General features: G+C 67.1%; 17 protein-coding genes. 5 read left to right on the top strand and 12 right to left on the bottom strand.

From position 1 onward, the window contains the following. Positions 1-10: 10 nt before the first annotated feature. The 4 genes from FOB72_RS07795 to FOB72_RS07780 all read left to right on the top strand — a co-directional run bounded on the left by FOB72_RS07795 (position 11) and on the right by FOB72_RS07780 (position 3,689). Positions 11-838, top strand: a complete 828-nt coding sequence (locus FOB72_RS07795; protein WP_150372001.1) for a M55 family metallopeptidase — start codon at positions 11-13, stop codon at positions 836-838. A 55-nt stretch (positions 839-893) separates the two neighbouring features. Then, positions 894-1,739, top strand: coding sequence for a hypothetical protein (locus FOB72_RS07790; protein ID WP_150372000.1), 846 nt, complete (start codon positions 894-896; stop codon positions 1,737-1,739). Between the two features lie 85 nt (positions 1,740-1,824). After that, entirely contained in the window at positions 1,825-2,910 is a 1,086-nt protein-coding gene (locus tag FOB72_RS07785; protein ID WP_150371999.1) for a M14 family metallopeptidase, read from the top strand. Positions 2,911-2,939: 29 nt separating this feature from the next. Then, the gene (locus FOB72_RS07780) at positions 2,940-3,689 is read left to right on the top strand and encodes a sulfite exporter TauE/SafE family protein (protein ID WP_150371998.1); all 750 of its coding nucleotides are present in this window, start codon (positions 2,940-2,942) and stop codon (positions 3,687-3,689) included. Here the strand turns inward: FOB72_RS07780 and FOB72_RS07775 are convergent. From FOB72_RS07775 to FOB72_RS07735, 9 genes are all read right to left on the bottom strand, one after another. Continuing rightward, positions 3,676-5,130: a mannitol dehydrogenase family protein gene (locus FOB72_RS07775; protein ID WP_150371997.1), complete on the bottom strand. Its 1,455-nt coding sequence runs from the start codon at positions 5,128-5,130 to the stop codon at positions 3,676-3,678. The genes FOB72_RS07780 and FOB72_RS07775 overlap by 14 nt on opposite strands. 6 nt (positions 5,131-5,136) lie before the next feature. Next, entirely contained in the window at positions 5,137-6,348 is a 1,212-nt protein-coding gene (gene manD / locus FOB72_RS07770) for a D-mannonate dehydratase ManD (RefSeq protein WP_150371996.1), read from the bottom strand. Between the two features lie 27 nt (positions 6,349-6,375). After that, entirely contained in the window at positions 6,376-7,923 is a 1,548-nt protein-coding gene (locus tag FOB72_RS07765; RefSeq protein ID WP_150371995.1) for a UxaA family hydrolase, read from the bottom strand. Positions 7,924-7,927: 4 nt separating this feature from the next. Further along, complete coding sequence (locus tag FOB72_RS07760; protein ID WP_150371994.1) at positions 7,928-8,683, bottom strand: SDR family oxidoreductase; 756 nt, start codon at positions 8,681-8,683, stop codon at positions 7,928-7,930. Between the two features lie 44 nt (positions 8,684-8,727). Then, positions 8,728-10,131: a TRAP transporter large permease gene (locus FOB72_RS07755; protein ID WP_150371993.1), complete on the bottom strand. Its 1,404-nt coding sequence runs from the start codon at positions 10,129-10,131 to the stop codon at positions 8,728-8,730. A gap of 16 nt (positions 10,132-10,147) precedes the next feature. Continuing rightward, entirely contained in the window at positions 10,148-10,768 is a 621-nt protein-coding gene (locus tag FOB72_RS07750; RefSeq protein ID WP_150371992.1) for a TRAP transporter small permease, read from the bottom strand. A gap of 1 nt (position 10,769) precedes the next feature. After that, the gene (locus FOB72_RS07745; protein ID WP_150373796.1) at positions 10,770-11,714 is read right to left on the bottom strand and encodes a sialic acid TRAP transporter substrate-binding protein SiaP; all 945 of its coding nucleotides are present in this window, start codon (positions 11,712-11,714) and stop codon (positions 10,770-10,772) included. Between the two features lie 126 nt (positions 11,715-11,840). Beyond that, positions 11,841-12,911 carry an L-idonate 5-dehydrogenase gene (locus FOB72_RS07740; protein ID WP_411859815.1) on the bottom strand — a complete coding sequence of 357 codons (1,071 nt, stop codon included), beginning with the start codon at positions 12,909-12,911 and terminating at the stop codon, positions 11,841-11,843. Further along, a complete protein-coding gene (locus FOB72_RS07735) occupies positions 12,911-13,657 on the bottom strand; it encodes a FadR/GntR family transcriptional regulator (RefSeq protein WP_150371991.1) in 747 nt (248 codons plus the stop codon). The genes FOB72_RS07740 and FOB72_RS07735 overlap by 1 nt, the downstream gene beginning before the upstream one ends. Positions 13,658-13,942: 285 nt before the next feature. On the opposite strand from FOB72_RS07735, the gene FOB72_RS32445 reads away from it, so the two are divergent. Next, complete coding sequence (locus FOB72_RS32445) at positions 13,943-14,485, top strand: RcnB family protein (RefSeq protein ID WP_223851459.1); 543 nt, start codon at positions 13,943-13,945, stop codon at positions 14,483-14,485. A gap of 79 nt (positions 14,486-14,564) precedes the next feature. Here FOB72_RS32445 and FOB72_RS07725 read toward each other — a convergent pair whose 3' ends face one another. From FOB72_RS07725 to dapE, 3 genes are all read right to left on the bottom strand, one after another. Beyond that, complete coding sequence (locus FOB72_RS07725) at positions 14,565-16,730, bottom strand: TonB-dependent siderophore receptor (protein ID WP_150371990.1); 2,166 nt, start codon at positions 16,728-16,730, stop codon at positions 14,565-14,567. 165 nt (positions 16,731-16,895) lie between these two features. After that, the gene (gene prmB, locus FOB72_RS07720; RefSeq protein ID WP_150371989.1) at positions 16,896-17,798 is read right to left on the bottom strand and encodes a 50S ribosomal protein L3 N(5)-glutamine methyltransferase; all 903 of its coding nucleotides are present in this window, start codon (positions 17,796-17,798) and stop codon (positions 16,896-16,898) included. Between the two features lie 13 nt (positions 17,799-17,811). Beyond that, positions 17,812-18,963, bottom strand: a complete 1,152-nt coding sequence (gene dapE / locus FOB72_RS07715) for a succinyl-diaminopimelate desuccinylase (protein ID WP_150371988.1) — start codon at positions 18,961-18,963, stop codon at positions 17,812-17,814. Positions 18,964-18,974: the final 11 nt, after the last annotated feature.

Below are 18,974 nucleotides of genomic sequence, written 5' to 3'. Positions count from 1 at the left end.
ACCGTAGACCATGAAGATTCTGATTTCGGCCGATATCGAGGGCGTGGCCGGCGTATTCCATCCCGAACAGACGCGGGCCGGCAACGGCGAGTACGAACGCGCGCGTGCGTGGATGACGGCCGAGGCCAACGCCGCCGCGCAGGGCGCTTTCGCCGGCGGCGCGACTGCGGTCATCGTCAACGATTCGCATGGCGGCTTCCGCAACCTGCTGCCCGATCAGCTCGATCCGCGCGTGCAGCTCGTGCTCGGCAAGCCGCGCTACCTCAGTATGATGGCCGGCGTCGAGCAGGATTGCGATGGCGTGTTCATGATCGGCTATCACGGCCGCGCGCAGAGCCGCGGCGTGCTCGCGCATACGATCAACAGCGGTGCGTTCGCGCGGGTCTGGCTCAACGGGCTCGAGCTCGGCGAGGCGGGCATCTACGCGGCGCTGGCCGGCGAGTTCGATGTGCCCGTGCTGCTGGCGAGCGGCGATGACGTGTTCGTCAACGAGACGCGGCCGCTGATGCCATGGGTGCGGTACGTGGAAACCAAGCAGGCGGGCGGGCAGGGCAGCGGTACGTCGCTGTCGCCAGCCGGTGCGCGGCAGGCGATTGCCGAGGCCGCCGAAGCCGCCACGCGGCTGGCCATCGAGCGGCCCGAGGCGCGCTGCCTCGAGCTCACGGGACCGATCAAGGTGCGGTTGCAGACCATGACCCCCGCGCATGCGGACCTGTTCTGCCAGTGGCCCGTGCTTGAACGCCTGGAGGGCGACCTGCTCGCGTTCCAGGCGGATTCGGTGCAGTCGGCCGTGCGGATGCTGAACTCGCTGTCGGCGATGTCGTTCATGCTGAAGTAGCCGCGGGGCGGCGGCAGGCGATAATGTCGCCTGCTTCGACCCGCCGCATTCGATCATGACCGTCCCCGACGGCTGGACGCCGGTCCGCAAGGACTTTGTCGATCCCGCCCATACCCGCTGCCATGCGCGCTCGCCGCTGGGCGGCCGCCACCATGGTTTTCCGGAAGGCCACGCGTATATCCTGCGCGACGCCGCGGGGCACGAGTATCCGTTTGGCGCCGATTGCGCGCGGGCGGTGTTGACCGAGCCGTCGTGGCTCGAGACCGTGCCCGACTACACCGAGCGCGATATGCCGGCCGCGTCCGCAACTGCCGCCTCGCTCCCGGACGATTCGTTCGAGGGGACCGACGGGACCGGCGGGACCGACGTGGGCCTGCGGCCTGCGGCCCGCGCGCCGCGCGCGGCGGGCACGGGGCGTGGCGATCGCGGCAGCGGCCAAGGCGGCGGTGGCAAAGGCGACGCCATCGACAAGGAAGCCGCCCGCAAGCTCGCCCGCCGCAATGCCGCCACGCGGTACGTCGTCCTGCGCATGGAAAAGGTCGCCGGGGTGCCGCGCGTGCAGCCGACCGTCAGGTTTCCGGCGCTGGACGACATCTACCGCCAGATCGCGCGCGGCGAGCCGCTTTCCGACGCGCAGGTGACGCGCGTGCTCGGCATCGAGCGCAGTCCTAGCACGCCGCCCCGGCTCAAGGCCGAGAACCTGCTCGATGTCTATACCGCGCATGTCAAGCTCGAACGCCTGATTGCGGAATCGAACAGCGTCGAGAACATCCGTTTTCTGCGCGGCGTGCATGACTGGCTTGCCAGACATCTGGTGCTGTCGTCCGCCCAGATCGCCGCGGCGGGCATCGTCATGCATCCGCACGCGTTCCGCACTGGACTGGCCGCGGAACGTTTCTGACCCGGCGGGGTGGAAAGACGCGCCGAAAAGGCGTCTAATCGCAGCATCGTCCTCCGGACTCCGGCCCCCCAGGCCCCTTGCCGCCATGCGAGCTGCCGACTGTTTCGCGCCGAGCTATGCCGTTGCGCGCCAGAAGTTCCTCGATGCCGCGCGCAATGCCGGCGCCGCGCTGACCGAATTCCCCCATCCCACCGAACTGGGCCGCGACGACGAGCCGCTGGCCATCGACGTGGCGCTCGTGGGCGCGGCCGACGCCCCGCATTGCCTGATGGTCACCTCGGGCATCCACGGCGCCGAAGGCTATTGCGGCGCCGGCGCGCAGGTCGCGCTGCTGCGCGATACCACGCTGCATGCCGCCTGCGCGGAGGCGCGCGTGGCGCTGCTGCTCGTGCACGCGGTGAATCCGTATGGCTTCTCGCATCTGCGGCGCGTCAACGAGGACAATGTCGACCTGAACCGCAACTTCATGGATTTCGACCAGCCGCTGCCCGCGAACGCGGCCTACGCCGAGGTCGCGCCCCTGCTGTTGCCGGAACAATGGCCGCCGTCGCAGGCCGACCATGCCGCGCTCATGCAGGCGATTGCGGCGCGCGGCATGGCCTGGTACCAGGCCGCGGTGAGCGCGGGCCAGTATCAGGATCCCGATGGCATGTTCTTCGGCGGCACGCGCGCGACATGGAGCAACTACACGCTGCGCCGCATCCTCGCGCGCTTCGGTTCCGGGCGCGAGTCGTTCAGATGGATCGATATCCATACGGGTCTCGGCCCGCGCGGCTATGGCGAGCCCATCTACATGGGCCCCGACGATGCCGCGCAACTGGCGCGCACGCAGCAGGTCTGGGGCAGCGGGGTGACGTCGATGTACGACGGCTCGTCCACGTCCGCCCACCTGAGCGGCGTGGCGTGGCTTGCGTTACCGCAGACACTGGGCCCGCTTGCCTCGCTCGACTATGCAGGCATCGCGCTCGAGTTCGGCACGCTGCCGATCGCGGAGGTGCTGGAGGCCCTGCGCGGGGATCACTGGCTGCACCGGCATCCCGATGCCGACGAGAACCAGCGCGCGCTGATCAGGCACGCGATCTGGCAGGCGTTCTATATCGATAGCGACGACTGGCGCGAAGGCGTGGTCGCACAGGTGACGGACGCGGTGGAAAAAGGTATCGTGCGCTGACGAGACAACAACGCATAACAACGAGAGACATGTCTATCGACACCACGCTGCTGCTGATCGCACTGGGCGCGATCGTGGCGGGCTTTGTACAGGGACTTTCGGGATTCGCATTCGGCATGGTGGCCATGTCGTTCTGGGCCTGGGCCGTGGAACCCAGGCTCGCCGCGGCGATGTCGGTGTTCGGCGCGCTGACGGGCCAGCTGCTCGCGGCATTCACGGTCCGGCGCAAGTTTCATTGGGCGGCGTTGCTGCCGTTCCTGCTCGGCGGCGTGCTGGGCATTCCGGTCGGCGTGATACTGCTGCCGATGCTCAACGTCCACTGGTTCAAGATCCTGCTCGGCACCGTGCTCGTGATCTGGTGCCCGATCATGCTGTTCTCGGCGAACATGCCGCGCATCACGCGCGGCGGCCGCTTTGCCGACGGCGTTGCGGGCTGGCTCGGCGGCATCATGGGCGGCATCGGCGGCATCACGGGCATGATCCCGACGCTCTGGTGCACGCTGCGCGGGTTCGAGAAGGACACACAGCGCACGATCATCCAGAACTTCAACCTCGGCGCGCTGATCGTCACGATGGCCATCTATGTCGGCACGGGCATCGTGACGGCCGACATGCTGCCGAAGTTCGCGATCGTCGCACCGGCCATGCTGATTCCCGCGTTTCTGGGCACGCGCGTGTACCTCGGCATCAGCGACATCGCGTTCCGTCGCATCGTGCTGTCGCTGCTGACGCTGTCGGGCGTGGCCATGCTGGCGGCGGCGGTGCCTAAGGTGCTTTGAGGATACCGGCGAGCGCGACAAGCGTGCCTTGCGCACGCAGTCGCCCGAGTTGCCGCCCCACCGCGTCGACGAACACCGCCGACGTGCCCAGCGCGCCAAACACCGGGGCAAAGCCGGTGATCGCCCGCACATCGCTCGCCAGCGGCCGCAACAGGTCGGCCATCGGATCCTCGATCGGATAGGCCTCGCCATGTTCATCGTAGCCGCGCAGGAAGTGGATCCACGCGGCCACGCCGAGCGCGAGGCGATCGAACGGTTGGCCGCGCGCGAGACGTTCGGCGATCGGTGCCAGCAGTCGTTGCGGGATCTTCTGCGAACCATCCATGGCAATCTGCCGTGTGCGATGCCCAAGCGCGGGGTTCTCGAAGCGCGGCAGCAGGCTTTCGCGATACGCATCGACATCGAGCCCGGGCAGCAGGGGCAGCGTCGGCTGCAGCTCGTGGCGCATCGCATCGTCGATAAAGGCGCGCAGGCCAGGCTGGGCGATCACGCGATCGGTGGTCGGCCAGCCCGCCATCACGCCGAAGTAGGCCATCATCGACTGGCTGCCGTTGACGAGCCGGTGCTTGAGCCGCTCGAACGGCTGCGCGCGATCGACAAACTGCGCGCCACCGGCTTCCCAGCGCGGACGTCCCGCGGCAAAGCGGTCCTCGATGACCCATTGCAGGAACGGTTCGCCGACCACGGGCCAGGCATCGTGCAGCCCCAGGGCGTTCGATACCCGCGTGACGTCGTCTGCCGTGGTCTTCGGCACGATGCGATCGACCATGCTGTTCGGAAACGTGCAGTGCGTGGCAATCCAGTCGCGCAGGGCGGGGTCCACGCGTTCGGCAAACGCTAGCAGCACGCCTCGCAGCGTATCGCCGTTGCTCGCGAGGTTGTCGCACGACAGCAGCGTCACGGGCCCGAGACCGCGTTGCCGCCGGCGTTGCAGGCCCCGCGCGAGGTAGCCGAGCGCGGTCACCGGCGGCGCCGCGTTCGACAGATCGTGCGCGATGCCCGCATCCCGCGGGTTGAGCGCGCCCGTGGCCGGATCGTGGCAATAGCCCTTCTCGGTAATCGTCAGGCTGACGATGCGCGTGTCCGCATGCGCGAGCCGTTCGAGCACCGCCTCGGGGTCGTGGTCCGCGACGAGCACGTCGATCACCGCGCCGATCACGCGATGATCGACGCTGCCACCGTCGCGTATCGCCAGCGTATAGAGCCCGCCCTGCGGCATGAGCGCGTCATGCGTATCGGGCCGCCGCAGCGAGACGCCGACGATGCCCCAGCGATGGCCATCGGGGTCCGCCTCGATCGCATCCTCTGTCACCACAGCCTGATGCGCGCGATGAAAGGCGCCGATGCCCAGATGCACGATGCCGCCGCGCAGCAAGTCTCGGTGATAGCGCGGCCGCTGCACGCGCAGCGCTTCCAATTGGTTCGGACCGAGTCGTTCCATGCGCGCTCACCAGTGCCACAGCGTGCCGTCGTGCGCCAGCCGGTTCACCGGCAGATACGCCCGCTGGTACGGATACTTCGCGGCCAGCGCCTCGTCGATGGTCACGCCGTGGCCCGGCACATCGCCGGGATACATCATGCCGTTCTCGAACGTATACGCATGCGGGAACACCGCATCGGTCTCCTCGCTATGCCGCATGTACTCCTGCACGCCGAAGTTCGGTACCCACAGATCGAAGTGCAGCGCCGCGCCCATGCAGACCGGTGACAGGTCGGTCGCGCCATGGCAGCCTGTGCGCACCTGGTACAGCGCGGCCAGGTCGGCGATGCGCCGCAGATGCGTGATGCCGCCCGCATGCACGACCGTCGCTCGGATATAGTCGATCAGTTGCGATTCGATCAGCGCCTTGCAGTCCCAGATGCTGCTGAACACCTCGCCCACGGCCAGCGGCGTGACCGTATGCTGGCGAATCAGCCGGAACGCTTCCTGATCCTCGGCCGGTGTCGCATCCTCGATCCAGAACAGGCGGTACGGCTCCAGCGACTTGCCGAGCCGGCCCGCCTCGATGGGCGTGAGCCGATGATGCACGTCGTGCAGCAGATGCGTATCCCAGCCCGCGGCCTCGCGCACGGCCTCGAACAGCTTCGGCGTATGGTCGAGGTAACGCTCGGTGCTCCAGTCGTGCTCCGACGGCAGATTGGCATCGGCAGGTTCGTAGAACATGCGGTCGCGCGACACGCCGTACACCTTGTTGAGCCCGGGCACGCCAGACTGCGCGCGAATCGCGCGGTAGCCCATCTCCTTGTAGCGCAGCACCTCGTCGACGGTGGAGGCGATATCGCTGCCGTTGGCATGGCCATACACCATCACGCCGGTCCGGCTCTTGCCGCCGAGCAACTGATACAGCGGCAGGCCCGCGGCCTTGGCCTTGATATCCCACAGCGCGGTGTCCACGGCCGCGATCGCGGTCATCGTCACCGGTCCGCGCCGCCAGTACGCGCCGCGGTACAGGTATTGCCAGATGTCCTCGATCTGATGCGCGTCGCGGCCGATCAGGCACGGAATCACATGCTCCTCGAGGTAGGCCACGACCGCGAGCTCGCGACCATTGAGCGTGGCATCGCCGATGCCATCGACGCCCTCGTCGGTCTCGATCTTGAGCGTCACGAAGTTGCGCCCCGGACTGCAGACGATGACGCGCGCGCCGGTGATCTTCATCCCTGTCTCCTGTCTTGACCTTGTGGTTTACATCACGGCGCCGAGCGCCCACGGCACGAACTCGTTCTGCCCGTAGCCATGCAGCTCGCTGCGCGTCTTGTGGCCGGACGCGGTCTCGAGCATCAGCCGGAAGATCGCCTCGCCTTTCTGCGCGACCGTGCTCGCGCCATCGAGGATGTCGCCGCAGTTGATGTCGATGTCCTCGGCCTGCCGCGCGAACAGCGCATTGTTCGTGGACAGCTTGAGCGAAGGCGAGGGCGCGCACCCATAGGCCGAGCCCCGGCCCGTGGTGAAGCAGATCAGGTTGGCGCCGCCGGCCACCTGTCCCGTGGCGGAAACGGGGTCGTAGCCGGGCGTGTCCATGAACACGAGCCCCTGCGCTTGCACGGGCTGCGCGAACTCGTACACCTCGACGAGGTTGGTCGTGCCGCTCTTGGCCACCGCGCCGAGCGATTTCTCGAGGATCGTGGTCAGGCCGCCGGCCTTGTTGCCGGCCGACGGATTGTTGTCGAGATTGCCCGCGTTGCGCGCGCAGTAGTCCTCCCACCAGCGGATGCGCGCGAGCAGGCGTTCGGCAACGGCCGGCGATACCGCGCGGCGCGTGAGCAGATGCTCGGCCCCGTAGATCTCGGGTGTCTCGGACAGGACCGCGGTGCCTCCATGGCGGACGAGCAGATCGACGGCCGCGCCGAGCGCGGGATTGGCGGTAATGCCCGAATATCCGTCGGACCCTCCGCATTGCAGGCCCACGATCAGATGGCGCGCGGGCACGCGCTGGCGCGTGACGCGATTGGCATCGTCGAGCAGCGCCTGCACCACGCCCACACCACGCGCCACGGTCTTTGTCGTGCCGCCGGTGTCCTGGATATTGAAGCTGTGGAAGCGCGGCCCCGCCGCCAGATCGCCGAGCCCCGGTTCCGCGAGCAGCGCGTCGATCTGGTTGGTCTCGCAGCCCAGGCCGACCACGAGCACGGCGGCGAAGTTCGGATGCCGCGCATAGCCGGCCAGCGTGCGCCGCAGCACGCGCAGGTTCTCGCCATCGCTGTCGGTCGCGCAGCCCGCGCCGTGCGTGAGCGCGACCACGCCATCGATATTGGGATACCGCGCGAGCGCCTCCGGATGGATATCGCGGCGAAAGTGGTCGGCAATGGCGCGCGCGACCGTGGCCGAGCAGTTGACCGAGGTCAGTATGCCGATGTAGTTGCGCGTGGCCACGCGGCCATCCGCGCGCACGATGCCCTCGAACGTCGCCTTGTCCGTGGCGTAGTCGGTGGCGTGCACGTCCGCGCCGGCCGCATGATCGCGCGCGAAGGTTCCCATCGCAAGGTTGTGCGTATGCACGTGCTGGCCCGGCGCGATATCCTGCCGCGCAAAGCCGATGACCTGGTTGTAGCGGCGCACGGGCGCGCCGGCCGCAATCGCGCGCACGGCCACCTTGTGGCCGGCGGGAATCAGTCCCTGCACCGTCACGCCGTCTTCGGCGAGCACGGTACCGGCGATCAACTGGCGGCACGCGATGACGATATCGTCGTTCGCGTGCATGCGGACGGAGTTCGGAGCGGTGGGGGCGGTCATGGCGTCAGTTGGACCATCCGCCGTCGATGATCTGCGCGGTACCGGTCGTGAATGCCGATTCGTCGGCGGCGAGGTAGACCGCCAGCGCGGCAATCTCGGCCGCGGTGCCGATGCGGCCCATCGGCTGGCGCGCGACGAAGTCCGCTTCCACCTGTGCGAGGGACCGACCGCTGCGCCGCGACTGGTCGTCGATACGCTGCCGCAGCGAGGGCGACTCCACCGTGCCCGGGCAGATCGCGTTGCAGCGGATGCCGTGCGCGATGAAATCGGCCGCGACCGACTTGGTCATGCCGATCACGGCGGCCTTGCTGGCGCCGTAGACGAAGCGGTTCGGAGCGCCCTTGATGCTGCCGGCCACCGACGACATGTTGATGATCGACCCGCGCCGGCGTTCCACCATCGCGGGCAGGAACGCGCGCATCATGCGGTACATCGCGGTGACGTTGAGCGTCATCGAGAAATCGAAGGCGTCGGCATCGCAGTCGAGGATGTTGCCGTGGTGTACGTAGCCCGCGCCGTTGAAGAGAATATCGATCGCGCCGATCTCCGCGGCGGCCGCATCGACCGCGGCGGCGTCCGTCACGTCGAGCCGGCGCGCGGTGCATTGCGGCAGGCGGGCGAGTTCGGCCAGCGCTTCCGGGTTGATATCGGCCGCAATGACGCGCGCGCCTTCGCGCAGGAAGGCTTCCACGGTGGCGCGGCCGATGCCCTGGCCCGCGGCCGTGACGAGCGCGAGCTTCCCTGCCAGTCTCTGTGACATGCGAACTCCCGGAAGGAATGGAACGGTTATTGGCTGCCCACCGGTTATTTGGTGCCCACCATCTGTGGCAGCCACAGCGTGATCTGCGGCACGTAGGTGATGGCGATCAGCGTGAGGAACAGCGGCACGAGCCACGGCAGGATCGCCATCGTCGTGCGCTCCACCGACAGCTTCGCCACGCGCGCGAGCACGAACAGCACCATGCCGAGCGGCGGGTGGAGCAGGCCGATCATCAGGTTCAGCGTCATCACGAGTCCAAAGTGGATCGGATCGATGCCGAGCTTGAGCACGATCGGCAGCAGAATCGGCACGAGGATCGTGATGGCGGCCGTCGTGTCGATAAAGCAGCCCACGAGCAGAATCAGCAGGTTGGCCAGCAGCAGGAACACCCACTTGTTTTGCGTGAAGCCGAGAATCGCGTCGGTCAGCATCTGCGCGGCCTGGCTCGTGGTCAGCAGCCACGCGAAGATCGATGCCGCGGTGACGATGAACAGCACCGATGCCGTGGTCTCGATCGTGTCGAGCGTGGCCTTGGTCAGCGCGCGCAGGCTCATCGAGCGGTAACGCACGAGGCCGAGGAACAGGGCCCAGATGACCGCGGCCACGGCGGCCTCGGTCGGCGTGAACCAGCCGAGCGTCATGCCGCCGATCAGGATCACGGGCGCCATCAGCGCCATCACGGCCGAGAAGTCGAAGTACCAGTCGAGCGCGAGGAGGATGACGAGCGCCGACAGCGCGGCCATGTTCGTCGAGACACCGGCCTGCGTCATCAGCCAGATGGCGAGCGGAAACGCGAGCACGACGACGATCTCGATGCTGGCCGAACCCAGCAGCTTCCACGAGAACGCCGTGTCGCCGCCCCAGCCGCGCCGGCGCGCGATCCACGCGACCGTGGCCATCATGAACAGCGTGAGGACGAGGCCCGGGACGATGCCGGCGAGGAACAGCGAGCCGATGGACACGTTGGCCATCATGCCGTAGATCACGAACGGCAGCGACGGCGGGATGATGGGTCCGAGCGTGGCCGACGCGGCAGTCACGCCGACCGCGAACTCCGTCTCGTAACCATGGTCCCTCATGGCCTTGATCTCGATGGTGCCGAGGCCGGCCGCGTCGGCGATGGCCGTGCCCGACATGCCCGAGAAGATCACGGAGCCGATGATGTTCACGTGCCCGAGGCCGCCGCGCATCCAGCCCACGAGCGCCACCGCGAAGTTGTAGATGCGGCCCGTGATGCCGGCCACGTTCATCAGGTTGCCGGCAAGGATGAAGAACGGCACCGCGAGCAGCGGAAAGCTTTCCACGCCCGCGATCATCCGTTGCGCAAGGATGACGTCGGGCACGGTGCCGCTGGTCCAGATATAGAGCAGCGACGCAAGGGCCATCGCCACGGCGACGGGCATGCCGACCAGCATCAGGGCGAGGAAGGACAGGATCAGGGTCCACATGGTGTGCGCTCCGCGGTCAGTCGTCGATGGCTTCGAAGGCCTGCGGCCGCTCGAGGATCGAGTAGCCGCGGCGCCAGTTCTCCCAGCTGACCTGGCAGGACCGCGCGAACATCAGGATGAAACCGGCGAGCGCGAACCAGTACACATGGCTCTTGTTCCATTCGATCGTCGTCATCGGCTCCTCGCCCACGATGCCGATATAGCGCCAGACCAGCCAGGCCGCGTACGCGAAGAACGCGCTGCGCACGATATCGACGAGCGTGGACAGCACGCGCGCCGCGCCGTGCGGCAGGTAGCGGTAGAGCAGGTCCACCTGGATATGCCGGCAGCGGTGCATGCACATCGATGAACCGATGAAGACCACGCCGATCAGGCAGTACGTCGCCAGTTCCTCGGTCCAGGACAGCGAGTCGTTCATCACGTAGCGCGTGAAGAACTGCAGGAACACGAGCACCGTCATGATCCAGAACAGCCCGACGGTGAACCAATCCTCGACCCCGTGCCCCGAGATATCGACCGGCTGCGCGTCGGCTTCCTCGAAGCTCTGGACGATGTCCTCCACCGAGGACATATGGGGGGAGGGGGCCGACGCCTCGTCGGGTGGCTTGCGTACCGCGTTGGATGCGTGCGTGGCCATGTCACTTCACCGCCTGGATCTTTTCCCAATCGGCCTTGCGGTACCCCTGCGATTCGAAGCTCACGTTCTTGAGCACGGCATCGCGGTACTCGGGCACGCTGATCTGCGTCACGGTAATGCCCTTCTTCGTGAACACATCGACAAGCTCCTTCTCGCGCGCGGCCACGTCCTCGGTCGCCTTGACGGCGGCCTGCTGCATCACCTCCGTGAACATCTGCTTGTCGGCATCGGGGAGCTTCTTCCACAGCCCGCCCGCGACGATGGTGTTCAGGTGATCGACGATATGGCCCGTGAGCACGATGTACTTCTGCACCTCGTAGAACTTCTTCGCCTCGATGGTGCCGAGCGGGTTCTCCTGCGCCTCCACGGTGCCGTTCTGCAGCGCGAGGTAGACCTCGGCGAACGCGATCGGCGACGTGTTGACGCCGCACGCGCGCGGCATGGCGAGGTAGGCGGGCACGTCCGGCACCCGCATCTTCAGGCCCTTCATCTCCGCGCAGTGCGCGAACGGCTTGTTCGACGTGGACTGGCGCGTGCCGTAGTACGTGGTGGAGACGATATGGTTGCCGGTCTTCTCCTCGTAGCCGCGCGTGAGCTCCTTGTAGATATCGCTCTTGGTGTAGGCCACGAGGTGAGCGGGATCGCGGAACGTGTACGGGTAGTACGTCACGCCGATGCGCGGGAACGACTTCGCGGCGAAGCTCGACCCCGAGATGATGATGTCCACCGTGCCCAGTACGAGGCCCTGGTTGATATCGTTCTCCTTGCCGAGCTGCGAGGCCGGGAACACGTCGATCTGGTACTTGCCGTTGCTGCGCTTCTTGATTTCTTCGGCGGCCCACACGGACCACTTGTGGAACGGCTCCGAGGTCTCGTAGACGTGGGCCCACTTGAGCTTGGTGGGGGCGGGGGCCTGCGCCGCGGCGGGCATGGCAATGCCGGCCATCAGCAGCGCGGCACCGAGGACGTACGACGAGAACCGACCGAATGACGCGAACCGATGATTGCGCAACATGGATGTCTCCTGATTTCCGTTATGGACGCGCGGCCTCTGCGAGCCGTCGCGCGGGGGCTAACCGGTCAACTGCACCTTCGTACTGCGGCCCTTGTCGGCCGCGAGGTGAAACGCTTCGATCGCCCGTGCCAGCGGCAATTGCGCGGACAGCAGCGGGCGCACGTCCAGGCGGCGGCGCGCCAGGGTCTGCACCGCCCAGTCGAATTCGCGGCCAAAGCGGAATGCGCCGACGTAGTCGAGTTCGCGCGCCATCACGCTGTTGGCGGGAAAGTGGAGGCCCTCCGCGGGCAGCGTGCCGATCTGCACGATGCGTCCGCCGCGGCGCGTCGCCGCGAGGCAGGTGGCCAGCGCGCCGGGGCTGCCCGCCGCTTCGAGGCTGATATCGGCGATGTCCTGCAATTCGGCCGGTGTGGCCTGATCGCTGCGAATCGTCTCGTCGGCGCCCACCGTGCGCGCGACCTCGAGCGGGCGGTCGGCAATATCGCAGACGACGATGCGCGCCGCGCCGGCAAGGCGCGCGGCCATCACGGTCAGGCTGCCGATGGTGCCGCCGCCCGTCACCAGTACCGTCTTGCCGAGCAGCGGGCCCGCGCGGTTGACGCCGTGCAGCGCCACCGACAGCGGTTCCGCGAACGCGAGCTCGCCAAGCGAGAGATCGGTATCGACGGGCGTGAGCTGGCGCTCATGCATGAGGAAGTGTTGCCGGAACATGCCCTGCACGTGCGGATACACGCTCGCGCTGCCCAGAAACCGCATATTGCGGCAGAGGTTGTCGCGGCCCTCGCGGCAGTAGTCGCACTGGCCGCACGCATGCGAGGGATTGATCGCGACCTTCATGCCGGGCGCGAGCCGCGTGACGGCGCTGCCCACGGCGTCGACGATGCCCGCCGCTTCGTGACCCGGCGTCAGCGGTTCGCGGATCACGAACGCGCCGACCTTGCCGTGGAAGAAGTAATGGAGGTCCGAACCGCAGATGCCGGCCGCGCCGAGGCGCACGCGAACGTCGTGCGGGCCGGGAGAGGGGGCCTCGGTCTCGGTGTAGCGAAGATCCTCGCTCCCGTGGATATGCATAGTCAACGACGGCATGGTCAACGACGGCGTAGTCAGCGACGGGGTAGTCAGCGACATCACGAGGTCTCCTTGAGCGAAGCCACGGCGGCACGGCTGGCGTCGGACGCGCCGGGCCAGGCTGCATAGAAACGCTGGTGCGACAGTTCGAGGTGGTCGCACATGGCCGCGCGCGCGGCATCGGTCGAGCCCGAGGCGATGGCATCGACCACCGCGCGGTGCTCGGCAATCGCGGCATGCCAGCTTTGTGCGTTCTCGAAATGATTGCCGAACTGCGCCCACAGCGGGTTCTGCCGTTCGTCGAACAGTTCGGCCACCAGCCGCACGAGCACTGCGTTCTCCGCGGTTTCGCTGATGCGCAGGTGAAACAGCCGGTCGCCCCGCACCGGAATCTGTCCGCTGCCGGCTTCCTCGACCATCATCTCGATTGCCGCATCGAGGCCCTGCAGCAGCGCGGGCGTGCAGCGCCGCGCGGCGGTCGCGGCCATTTCGCCTTCGATGGTCTGGCGCGCGCGAATGACGTCGAGCGGAGACTCGGCAACGACGCTGTCCGTGCGCGCGCGTTCCGGAGCATGGACGTCGCACACGTAGATGCCCGAACCCATGCGCACCTCGACGAACCCCTCGACCTCGAGCGCGATCAGCGCCTCGCGCACCGAGGGTCGCGACACGCCCAGTTGCACGGCGAGGTCGCGCTCCGCCGGCAGACGCCTGCCGGCCGGAAACTCGCCGCCTTCGATCAGCCGGCGCAACTGGTCGGCGATCTGGCGATAGAGACGTCGCGGCTCGATCTGCTGGATGGGCATGTCACCTCGACAGGACGGGTCAAAGGGTCAGGCGGTCAGACCAATTTTTAGGAGACGTTGACACGATGCGCAAGGACGACTTGTGGCGCGGTGCAGCAAGTCAATCTGACAAGCGCATGCCAAAACTACAAGCCCGGCCCGCGCGAACACGCGGCGGAAAGCGGCAAGTTGGCCGCCGGCGCACGACAATTCGGGGCTCGGCGGGGGCAGGCCCCGCAATTGCTACTAACCTAAGTTCAGGTTGCCCGGCCGGGCGGCCTACGTTCCATCAGTGAGGAGATCACGATGAAAACGAAGTCGTTAATACCATCCATCCTCGTCGCCACGGGTCTGCTGGCCACGCCGTGGCTCCATGCGCAGCCCACCAACCAGATGCCGGGCGACGTGCCGGGCCAGACCGCGCCGATGGGTCCGCGCCCGATGCCCGCACCGGGCCAGGCGGGCGGCTCGCCCTCGACGGCCACGCCGATGCCACCTGCCACGGGCGGTGGCGGTTATGGCCGTCCCATGCGACCTGGCGGTCCCGGTGGCCCTGGCATGCAGGGCGATCCCGGTATGTCGCAGCAACGCCCGCCGGGCCCGCCGCCCGCCATGAGCGGCGGCCGGCCGCCAGCCCCACCGATGGGCGCGCAGTCGCCGTACGCGCCGCAGAAATGGAGCAAGGGTGACAAGCTCCCGACGGAGTTCCGCGATCGCCAGTACGTGATCGACAACTACAAGCAATACGACCTGCCGGCCCCGAGAAAGGGCCATCACTGGGTCGGCGTCGGGGCCGACTACTATCAGGTCTCGTCGAACGGCACGATCTTCTCGGTGGGTCCGCAATAAGCGGTAGGCGGAGCATCGATGAAAAAAGGGCACACCGCGGTGTGCCCTTTGCTTTGCGAGGCAGAAACGAAGCCGGAACTCAGTACGCGATCTTCGCGCTGATGCTGACCGCCCGCGGATCCGCGGGCTGGATATAGCTCGCGTACTGGAAGCCCCAGTAGCGCTTGTTGGTCAGGTTGCTCAGCGCGGCGCGCAGCGTGACTTCCTTGCCCGCGATGCGCGTGTTGTACGTCGCGCCGAGGTTGAAGATCGTATAGCCGCCGAGCGTCAGGTCGCCTTCCGGGCGCGCCTTGACCGTGCTCGTGTACTTGCCGTCGATGCCGACCTTCAGGCCCGGCACGACAGGTACGCGATAGGCCAGGCGACCCGTCAGCATGAAGTTCGGCGCGCCCGCCACGCGGTTGCCGATATTGGCCTGGCCCTGGTCGTAGTAGCTGTCGAGGTACATCGCGCTGCCGCCGACTTCCCACTGCGAACCGATGCGCGCGCCCGCCGCGAGTTCCACGCCCTGATAGATCGACTTGCCGTCCTGCACGAACACGGGCAGCGTGCCCGTGCCCGCGTTGCGGCCGTACTCGGTGCGCTGCTCGATGCGGAACAGCGCGGCGGTGCCGTTCCAGATGCCCTGTTCGGTCTTTGCGCCCACTTCGTACTGGCGGCTCTTCGCGGGCGTCAGCGCCTGGCCGGCGTTCGAATAGAACGACGATACGATACCGCCGCCGTCGAACGACTCGACGTAGCTCGCGTACAGCATCGTGCTCGGCATCGGCTTGAACATGATCGCCGCGGTCGGCGTCAGCAGGCCATGCTTGTTGTAGTTCGAGTCGCCACCGACCGAACCCGGCGTGCCGTAGCCGTTCTGCTCGTAATTCGTCACGCGCAGGCCGCCGAGCACCGACCACTTGTCGGTGATGTGGACGGTATCGCTGACGAACGCGGCCTTCTGCGTGGTATCGCCGGCGCGGTACTTGTTCATGCCCCACTGGCTGTAGTACTGGCCCACGTACGGGGCGAACAGGTTGCCGCCGGGCAGCGGAGTGTTGACGTAGTTGCTGCTGTAACGGTCGATCTGTTCCTGCCAGCTCAGGCCCGCCACCAGTTCATGGCGCAGGAAGCCCGTGCGGAACTTGCCCTCGACCATCGTCGTCCAGTTGGTGAACTGCTGGCTCTCGGAGCCGTCGTAGCGAAGGTCCGTGTAATCGCCGGCCGCGTTCGAGAGGAAGAACGTCGACTCGTTACGCGTGCGCGACTGCTTGCTGAAGCTGTACGTGGTGCTGACGGTCCAGTCGTCGTTGAGGCGATAGCGCAGGCCCGTCTGGTAGACCTGCAGGTTCGAGTAGAAGTGCGTGTCCGGGCCCGCGTACAGGCCGCCACGGCCGCTGATCACGCTCGGCAGCTGGCCCCCGGCCGGAATGCCGCCCACATAGAAGGACGGCGTACCGCCCCAGGTGTTGCGGTCCTGGTAGATGCCGTCGAACGTCCAGGTCAGGTCCCGCGTGATGCGCGCGTCGAGGCCCAGCGAGACGGTATTGCGGTTCAGGCCGACGGCGTTGCTGGGCTTGCCTTCCTCGTGCGTGAGGTTCAGGCGGTAGCCGAACATGTTGTCGGGGCCCGCGCGGCCGCCGACGTCGACGTGCTCGGTCCAGACGTGCGACGAGCGGTAGCCGAGGTCGACGCTGGCCGTGAATTGGTCGGTCGGCTTCTTGGTCACGTAGTTGACCGTGCCGCCCGGATTGCCGAAGCCGTACATGAAGCCCGATGCGCCCTTGAGCAGTTCCACTTGCTCGAGCTGTTCGTAGGGCATGGTGATGCCGTACGCGATAAACGGCATGCCGTTGATCTTGTACGCGTTGCGCCAGTCGAGCTGCAGGCCGCGCACCGTCGTGTACGACGCCCACGCATTGCCCGGATTGCTGTTGTCCGTCACCGACGCGTCGTTGAAGAACACGTCGCCGATCTTGGTCACGCCGCGATCGGCAATGTCGTCACCGCTGACGACGGTCGTCGAGAACGGCGTCTCCAGCTGCGTGCGGTTGCCGAGTGCGCCGCCCGATGCCTTCTTCTCGAGCTGCGGGCCCACGTCGATGTCCTGCCGCGCCTGCACGGTCACGGTCGGCAGCGCGGCTTCGGGCGCGGGCGTGGCGGTCTGGGCGAGCGCGGCACCGCAGAGCGGGAAACCGGCCAGCACCACCGTGCGGGCGAGAGCGGCAATAGGACGAACGCGAGGGGTGCGGCAAAAGGTCATGACGGATCGAAAGGATGGAAACGAGTCTGATAATCGTAATGCGAACCAGTCGCATTACGATTCGTAAAGGCCCGAATGATCCTATCGCCGCGGCAAGCCGTCAAGCAGGCCGCGGATTGCAACAAAGAACCGTGGCACGCATGCCACTATTGCAACAAGTGGGAATTAGCCAGGAAGGGCTTCGTAGGTGACGAGGAACACCTGTTCCTCGCCCGCGCTGACCGGCAGCCAGACGATCTCGAGATCGGGGAACGCGGCCTCGACATTCGCATGCTCGTTGCCGATCTCGACCACGAGCACGCCACCCGGATTGAGGCGCTTCTTCGCGCCCGCGACGATCCGGCGCACGATGTCCATCCCATCGTCGCCGCCCGCCAGCGCCATGCGCGGCTCCGCCAGGTATTCCGGCGGCAGGTCGCGCATCGACGCTTCGTTGACGTAGGGCGGGTTGGTCAGGATCACGTCGTACGTGGCACCCGCGGGCAGCGGATCGTAGAGGTCGCCCTCGTACAGCGAGATGCGATCCTCCATGCGGTAGTCGGCGACATTGCGGCGCGCAACGGCGAGCGCGTCGGGCGAGAGGTCCACCGCGTCGATGCGCGCCTCGGGCCAGACATGTGCCGCGATGATCGGCAGGCAGCCAGAGCCCGTGCAGAGTTCCAGCACGGGGCCGATCTGCGACACGTCGCCGACCCACGGCTCGAGGCCTTCCTGCAGCAGTTCGCCCACGAAGCTGCGCGGCACGATCACGCGCGAGTCCACGTAGAAGCGCAGGCCGTGCATGAAGGCTTCGTGCGTGATGTACGCGGCCGGCACGCGCTCGGTGACGCGGCGCTCGATCACGGCCAGCACCGCGTCGATTTCCTCGGGCAGCAGGCGCGCGTCGAGGAACGGGTCGAGCGTGTCGAGCGGCAGCGTCAGCGTGTGGAGCACGAGGTAGGCGGCCTCGTCGTACGCGTTGGCGCTGCCGTGGCCGAACGAGAGCTTGGCCCCATGGAAGCGCGACACCGCGTAGCGCAGCAGATCGCGCACGGTGCGCAGCGGGGAGTTTGAAGCAGTAGGGGCCATGATGCGGAAATGATTAGGCGATGAGGCGTTCGAGCACGCCGCGATAGACGTTCTTGAGCGGCTCGATAAAGCGCACTTCGACGTGCTCGTCGATCTTGTGGATGCTCGCGTTCGGCGGACCGAATTCGATCACCTGCGGACAGATCTTTGCGATAAAACGGCCATCCGACGTGCCGCCGGTCGTCGAGAGCTCGGTCTTGACGCCCGTCTCCGCGGCGATCGCCGCCGTCAACGCTTCCGACAGGTCGCCGCGCGGCGTCAGGAACGGCTCGCCGCCGAGCGTCCAGTCGAGCGTGTAGTCGAGCTGGTGCGCGTCGAGAATCGCATGCACGCGCGCCTTGAGGCCGTCCGGCGTGCTTGCCGTGGAAAAACGGAAGTTGAAGTCGATGGTCACGTGACCCGGAATCACGTTGGTCGCGCCCGTGCCCGCGTGGATATTCGACATCTGCCACGTGGTCGGCGGGAAGTATTCGTTGCCTTCGTCCCACGTCTCGCCGACGAGCGCGGTCAGCGCGGGCGCGGCCAGATGGATCGGATTGCGCGCGAGGTGCGGGTAGGCGATATGGCCCTGCACACCCTTCACGGTGAGCTTGCCCGACAGCGAACCGCGGCGGCCGTTCTTGACCATGTCGCCGAGCGTATCGACCGAGGTCGGCTCGCCGACCACGCAGTAGTCCAGGCGCTCGCCGCGCGCGCGCAGCGCTTCCACGACCTTGACGGTGCCGTCGTGGGCGGGACCTTCCTCGTCGCTGGTGATCAGGAACGCGATCGAGCCCGCGTGGGCCGGATGCGCCTGCACGAATTCCTCGACGGCGACCACGAAGCCCGCGATCGACGTCTTCATGTCCGCGGCGCCGCGGCCGTAGAGCTTGCCGTCGCGGTGCGTCGGCAGGAACGGGTCCGACGACCACTGGTCGAGCGGGCCCGTCGGCACGACGTCGGTATGGCCCGCGAACGCGAGCAGCTTGCCGTCCTTGCCCTGCGTACCGCGTTTGACCGCCCAGAGGTTGGTCACGCGGAAGTCGTCGGGGCCGCTGACGATGGCCTCGCAGGTGAAGCCGAGCGCCTTGAGGCGCGACTCGAGCACGGCCTGGCAGCCTTCGTCGGCGGGCGTGACCGAGCGGCGGCGCATCAGGTCTTCGGTGAGGGCGAGCGTGGGATTCATGAACAAAGATC

The organism is Cupriavidus pauculus (assembly GCF_008693385.1).
Taxonomy (GTDB): domain Bacteria; phylum Pseudomonadota; class Gammaproteobacteria; order Burkholderiales; family Burkholderiaceae; genus Cupriavidus; species Cupriavidus pauculus_D.
Note: the sequence above shows the minus strand (reverse complement) of the source record. Positions and strands in the feature narration are given on the sequence as shown.

What these genes read in the sequence shown, in the direction of transcription:
- FOB72_RS07795 (WP_150372001.1), top strand. Translation starts at nt 11, where the DNA reads ATGAAGATTCTGATTTCGGCCGATATCGAGGGCGTGGCCGGCGTATTC.
- FOB72_RS07790 (WP_150372000.1), top strand. Translation starts at nt 894, where the DNA reads ATGACCGTCCCCGACGGCTGGACGCCGGTCCGCAAGGACTTTGTCGAT.
- FOB72_RS07785 (WP_150371999.1), top strand. Translation starts at nt 1,825, where the DNA reads ATGCGAGCTGCCGACTGTTTCGCGCCGAGCTATGCCGTTGCGCGCCAG.
- FOB72_RS07780 (WP_150371998.1), top strand. Translation starts at nt 2,940, where the DNA reads ATGTCTATCGACACCACGCTGCTGCTGATCGCACTGGGCGCGATCGTG.
- FOB72_RS07775 (WP_150371997.1), bottom strand. Translation starts at nt 5,130, where the DNA reads ATGGAACGACTCGGTCCGAACCAATTGGAAGCGCTGCGCGTGCAGCGG.
- manD (WP_150371996.1), bottom strand. Translation starts at nt 6,348, where the DNA reads ATGAAGATCACCGGCGCGCGCGTCATCGTCTGCAGTCCGGGGCGCAAC.
- FOB72_RS07765 (WP_150371995.1), bottom strand. Translation starts at nt 7,923, where the DNA reads ATGACCGCCCCCACCGCTCCGAACTCCGTCCGCATGCACGCGAACGAC.
- FOB72_RS07760 (WP_150371994.1), bottom strand. Translation starts at nt 8,683, where the DNA reads ATGTCACAGAGACTGGCAGGGAAGCTCGCGCTCGTCACGGCCGCGGGC.
- FOB72_RS07755 (WP_150371993.1), bottom strand. Translation starts at nt 10,131, where the DNA reads ATGTGGACCCTGATCCTGTCCTTCCTCGCCCTGATGCTGGTCGGCATG.
- FOB72_RS07750 (WP_150371992.1), bottom strand. Translation starts at nt 10,768, where the DNA reads ATGGCCACGCACGCATCCAACGCGGTACGCAAGCCACCCGACGAGGCG.
- FOB72_RS07745 (WP_150373796.1), bottom strand. Translation starts at nt 11,714, where the DNA reads ATGGCCGGCATTGCCATGCCCGCCGCGGCGCAGGCCCCCGCCCCCACC.
- FOB72_RS07740 (WP_411859815.1), bottom strand. Translation starts at nt 12,911, where the DNA reads ATGTCGCTGACTACCCCGTCGCTGACTACGCCGTCGTTGACCATGCCG.
- FOB72_RS07735 (WP_150371991.1), bottom strand. Translation starts at nt 13,657, where the DNA reads ATGCCCATCCAGCAGATCGAGCCGCGACGTCTCTATCGCCAGATCGCC.
- FOB72_RS32445 (WP_223851459.1), top strand. Translation starts at nt 13,943, where the DNA reads ATGAAAACGAAGTCGTTAATACCATCCATCCTCGTCGCCACGGGTCTG.
- FOB72_RS07725 (WP_150371990.1), bottom strand. Translation starts at nt 16,730, where the DNA reads ATGACCTTTTGCCGCACCCCTCGCGTTCGTCCTATTGCCGCTCTCGCC.
- prmB (WP_150371989.1), bottom strand. Translation starts at nt 17,798, where the DNA reads ATGGCCCCTACTGCTTCAAACTCCCCGCTGCGCACCGTGCGCGATCTG.
- dapE (WP_150371988.1), bottom strand. Translation starts at nt 18,963, where the DNA reads ATGAATCCCACGCTCGCCCTCACCGAAGACCTGATGCGCCGCCGCTCG.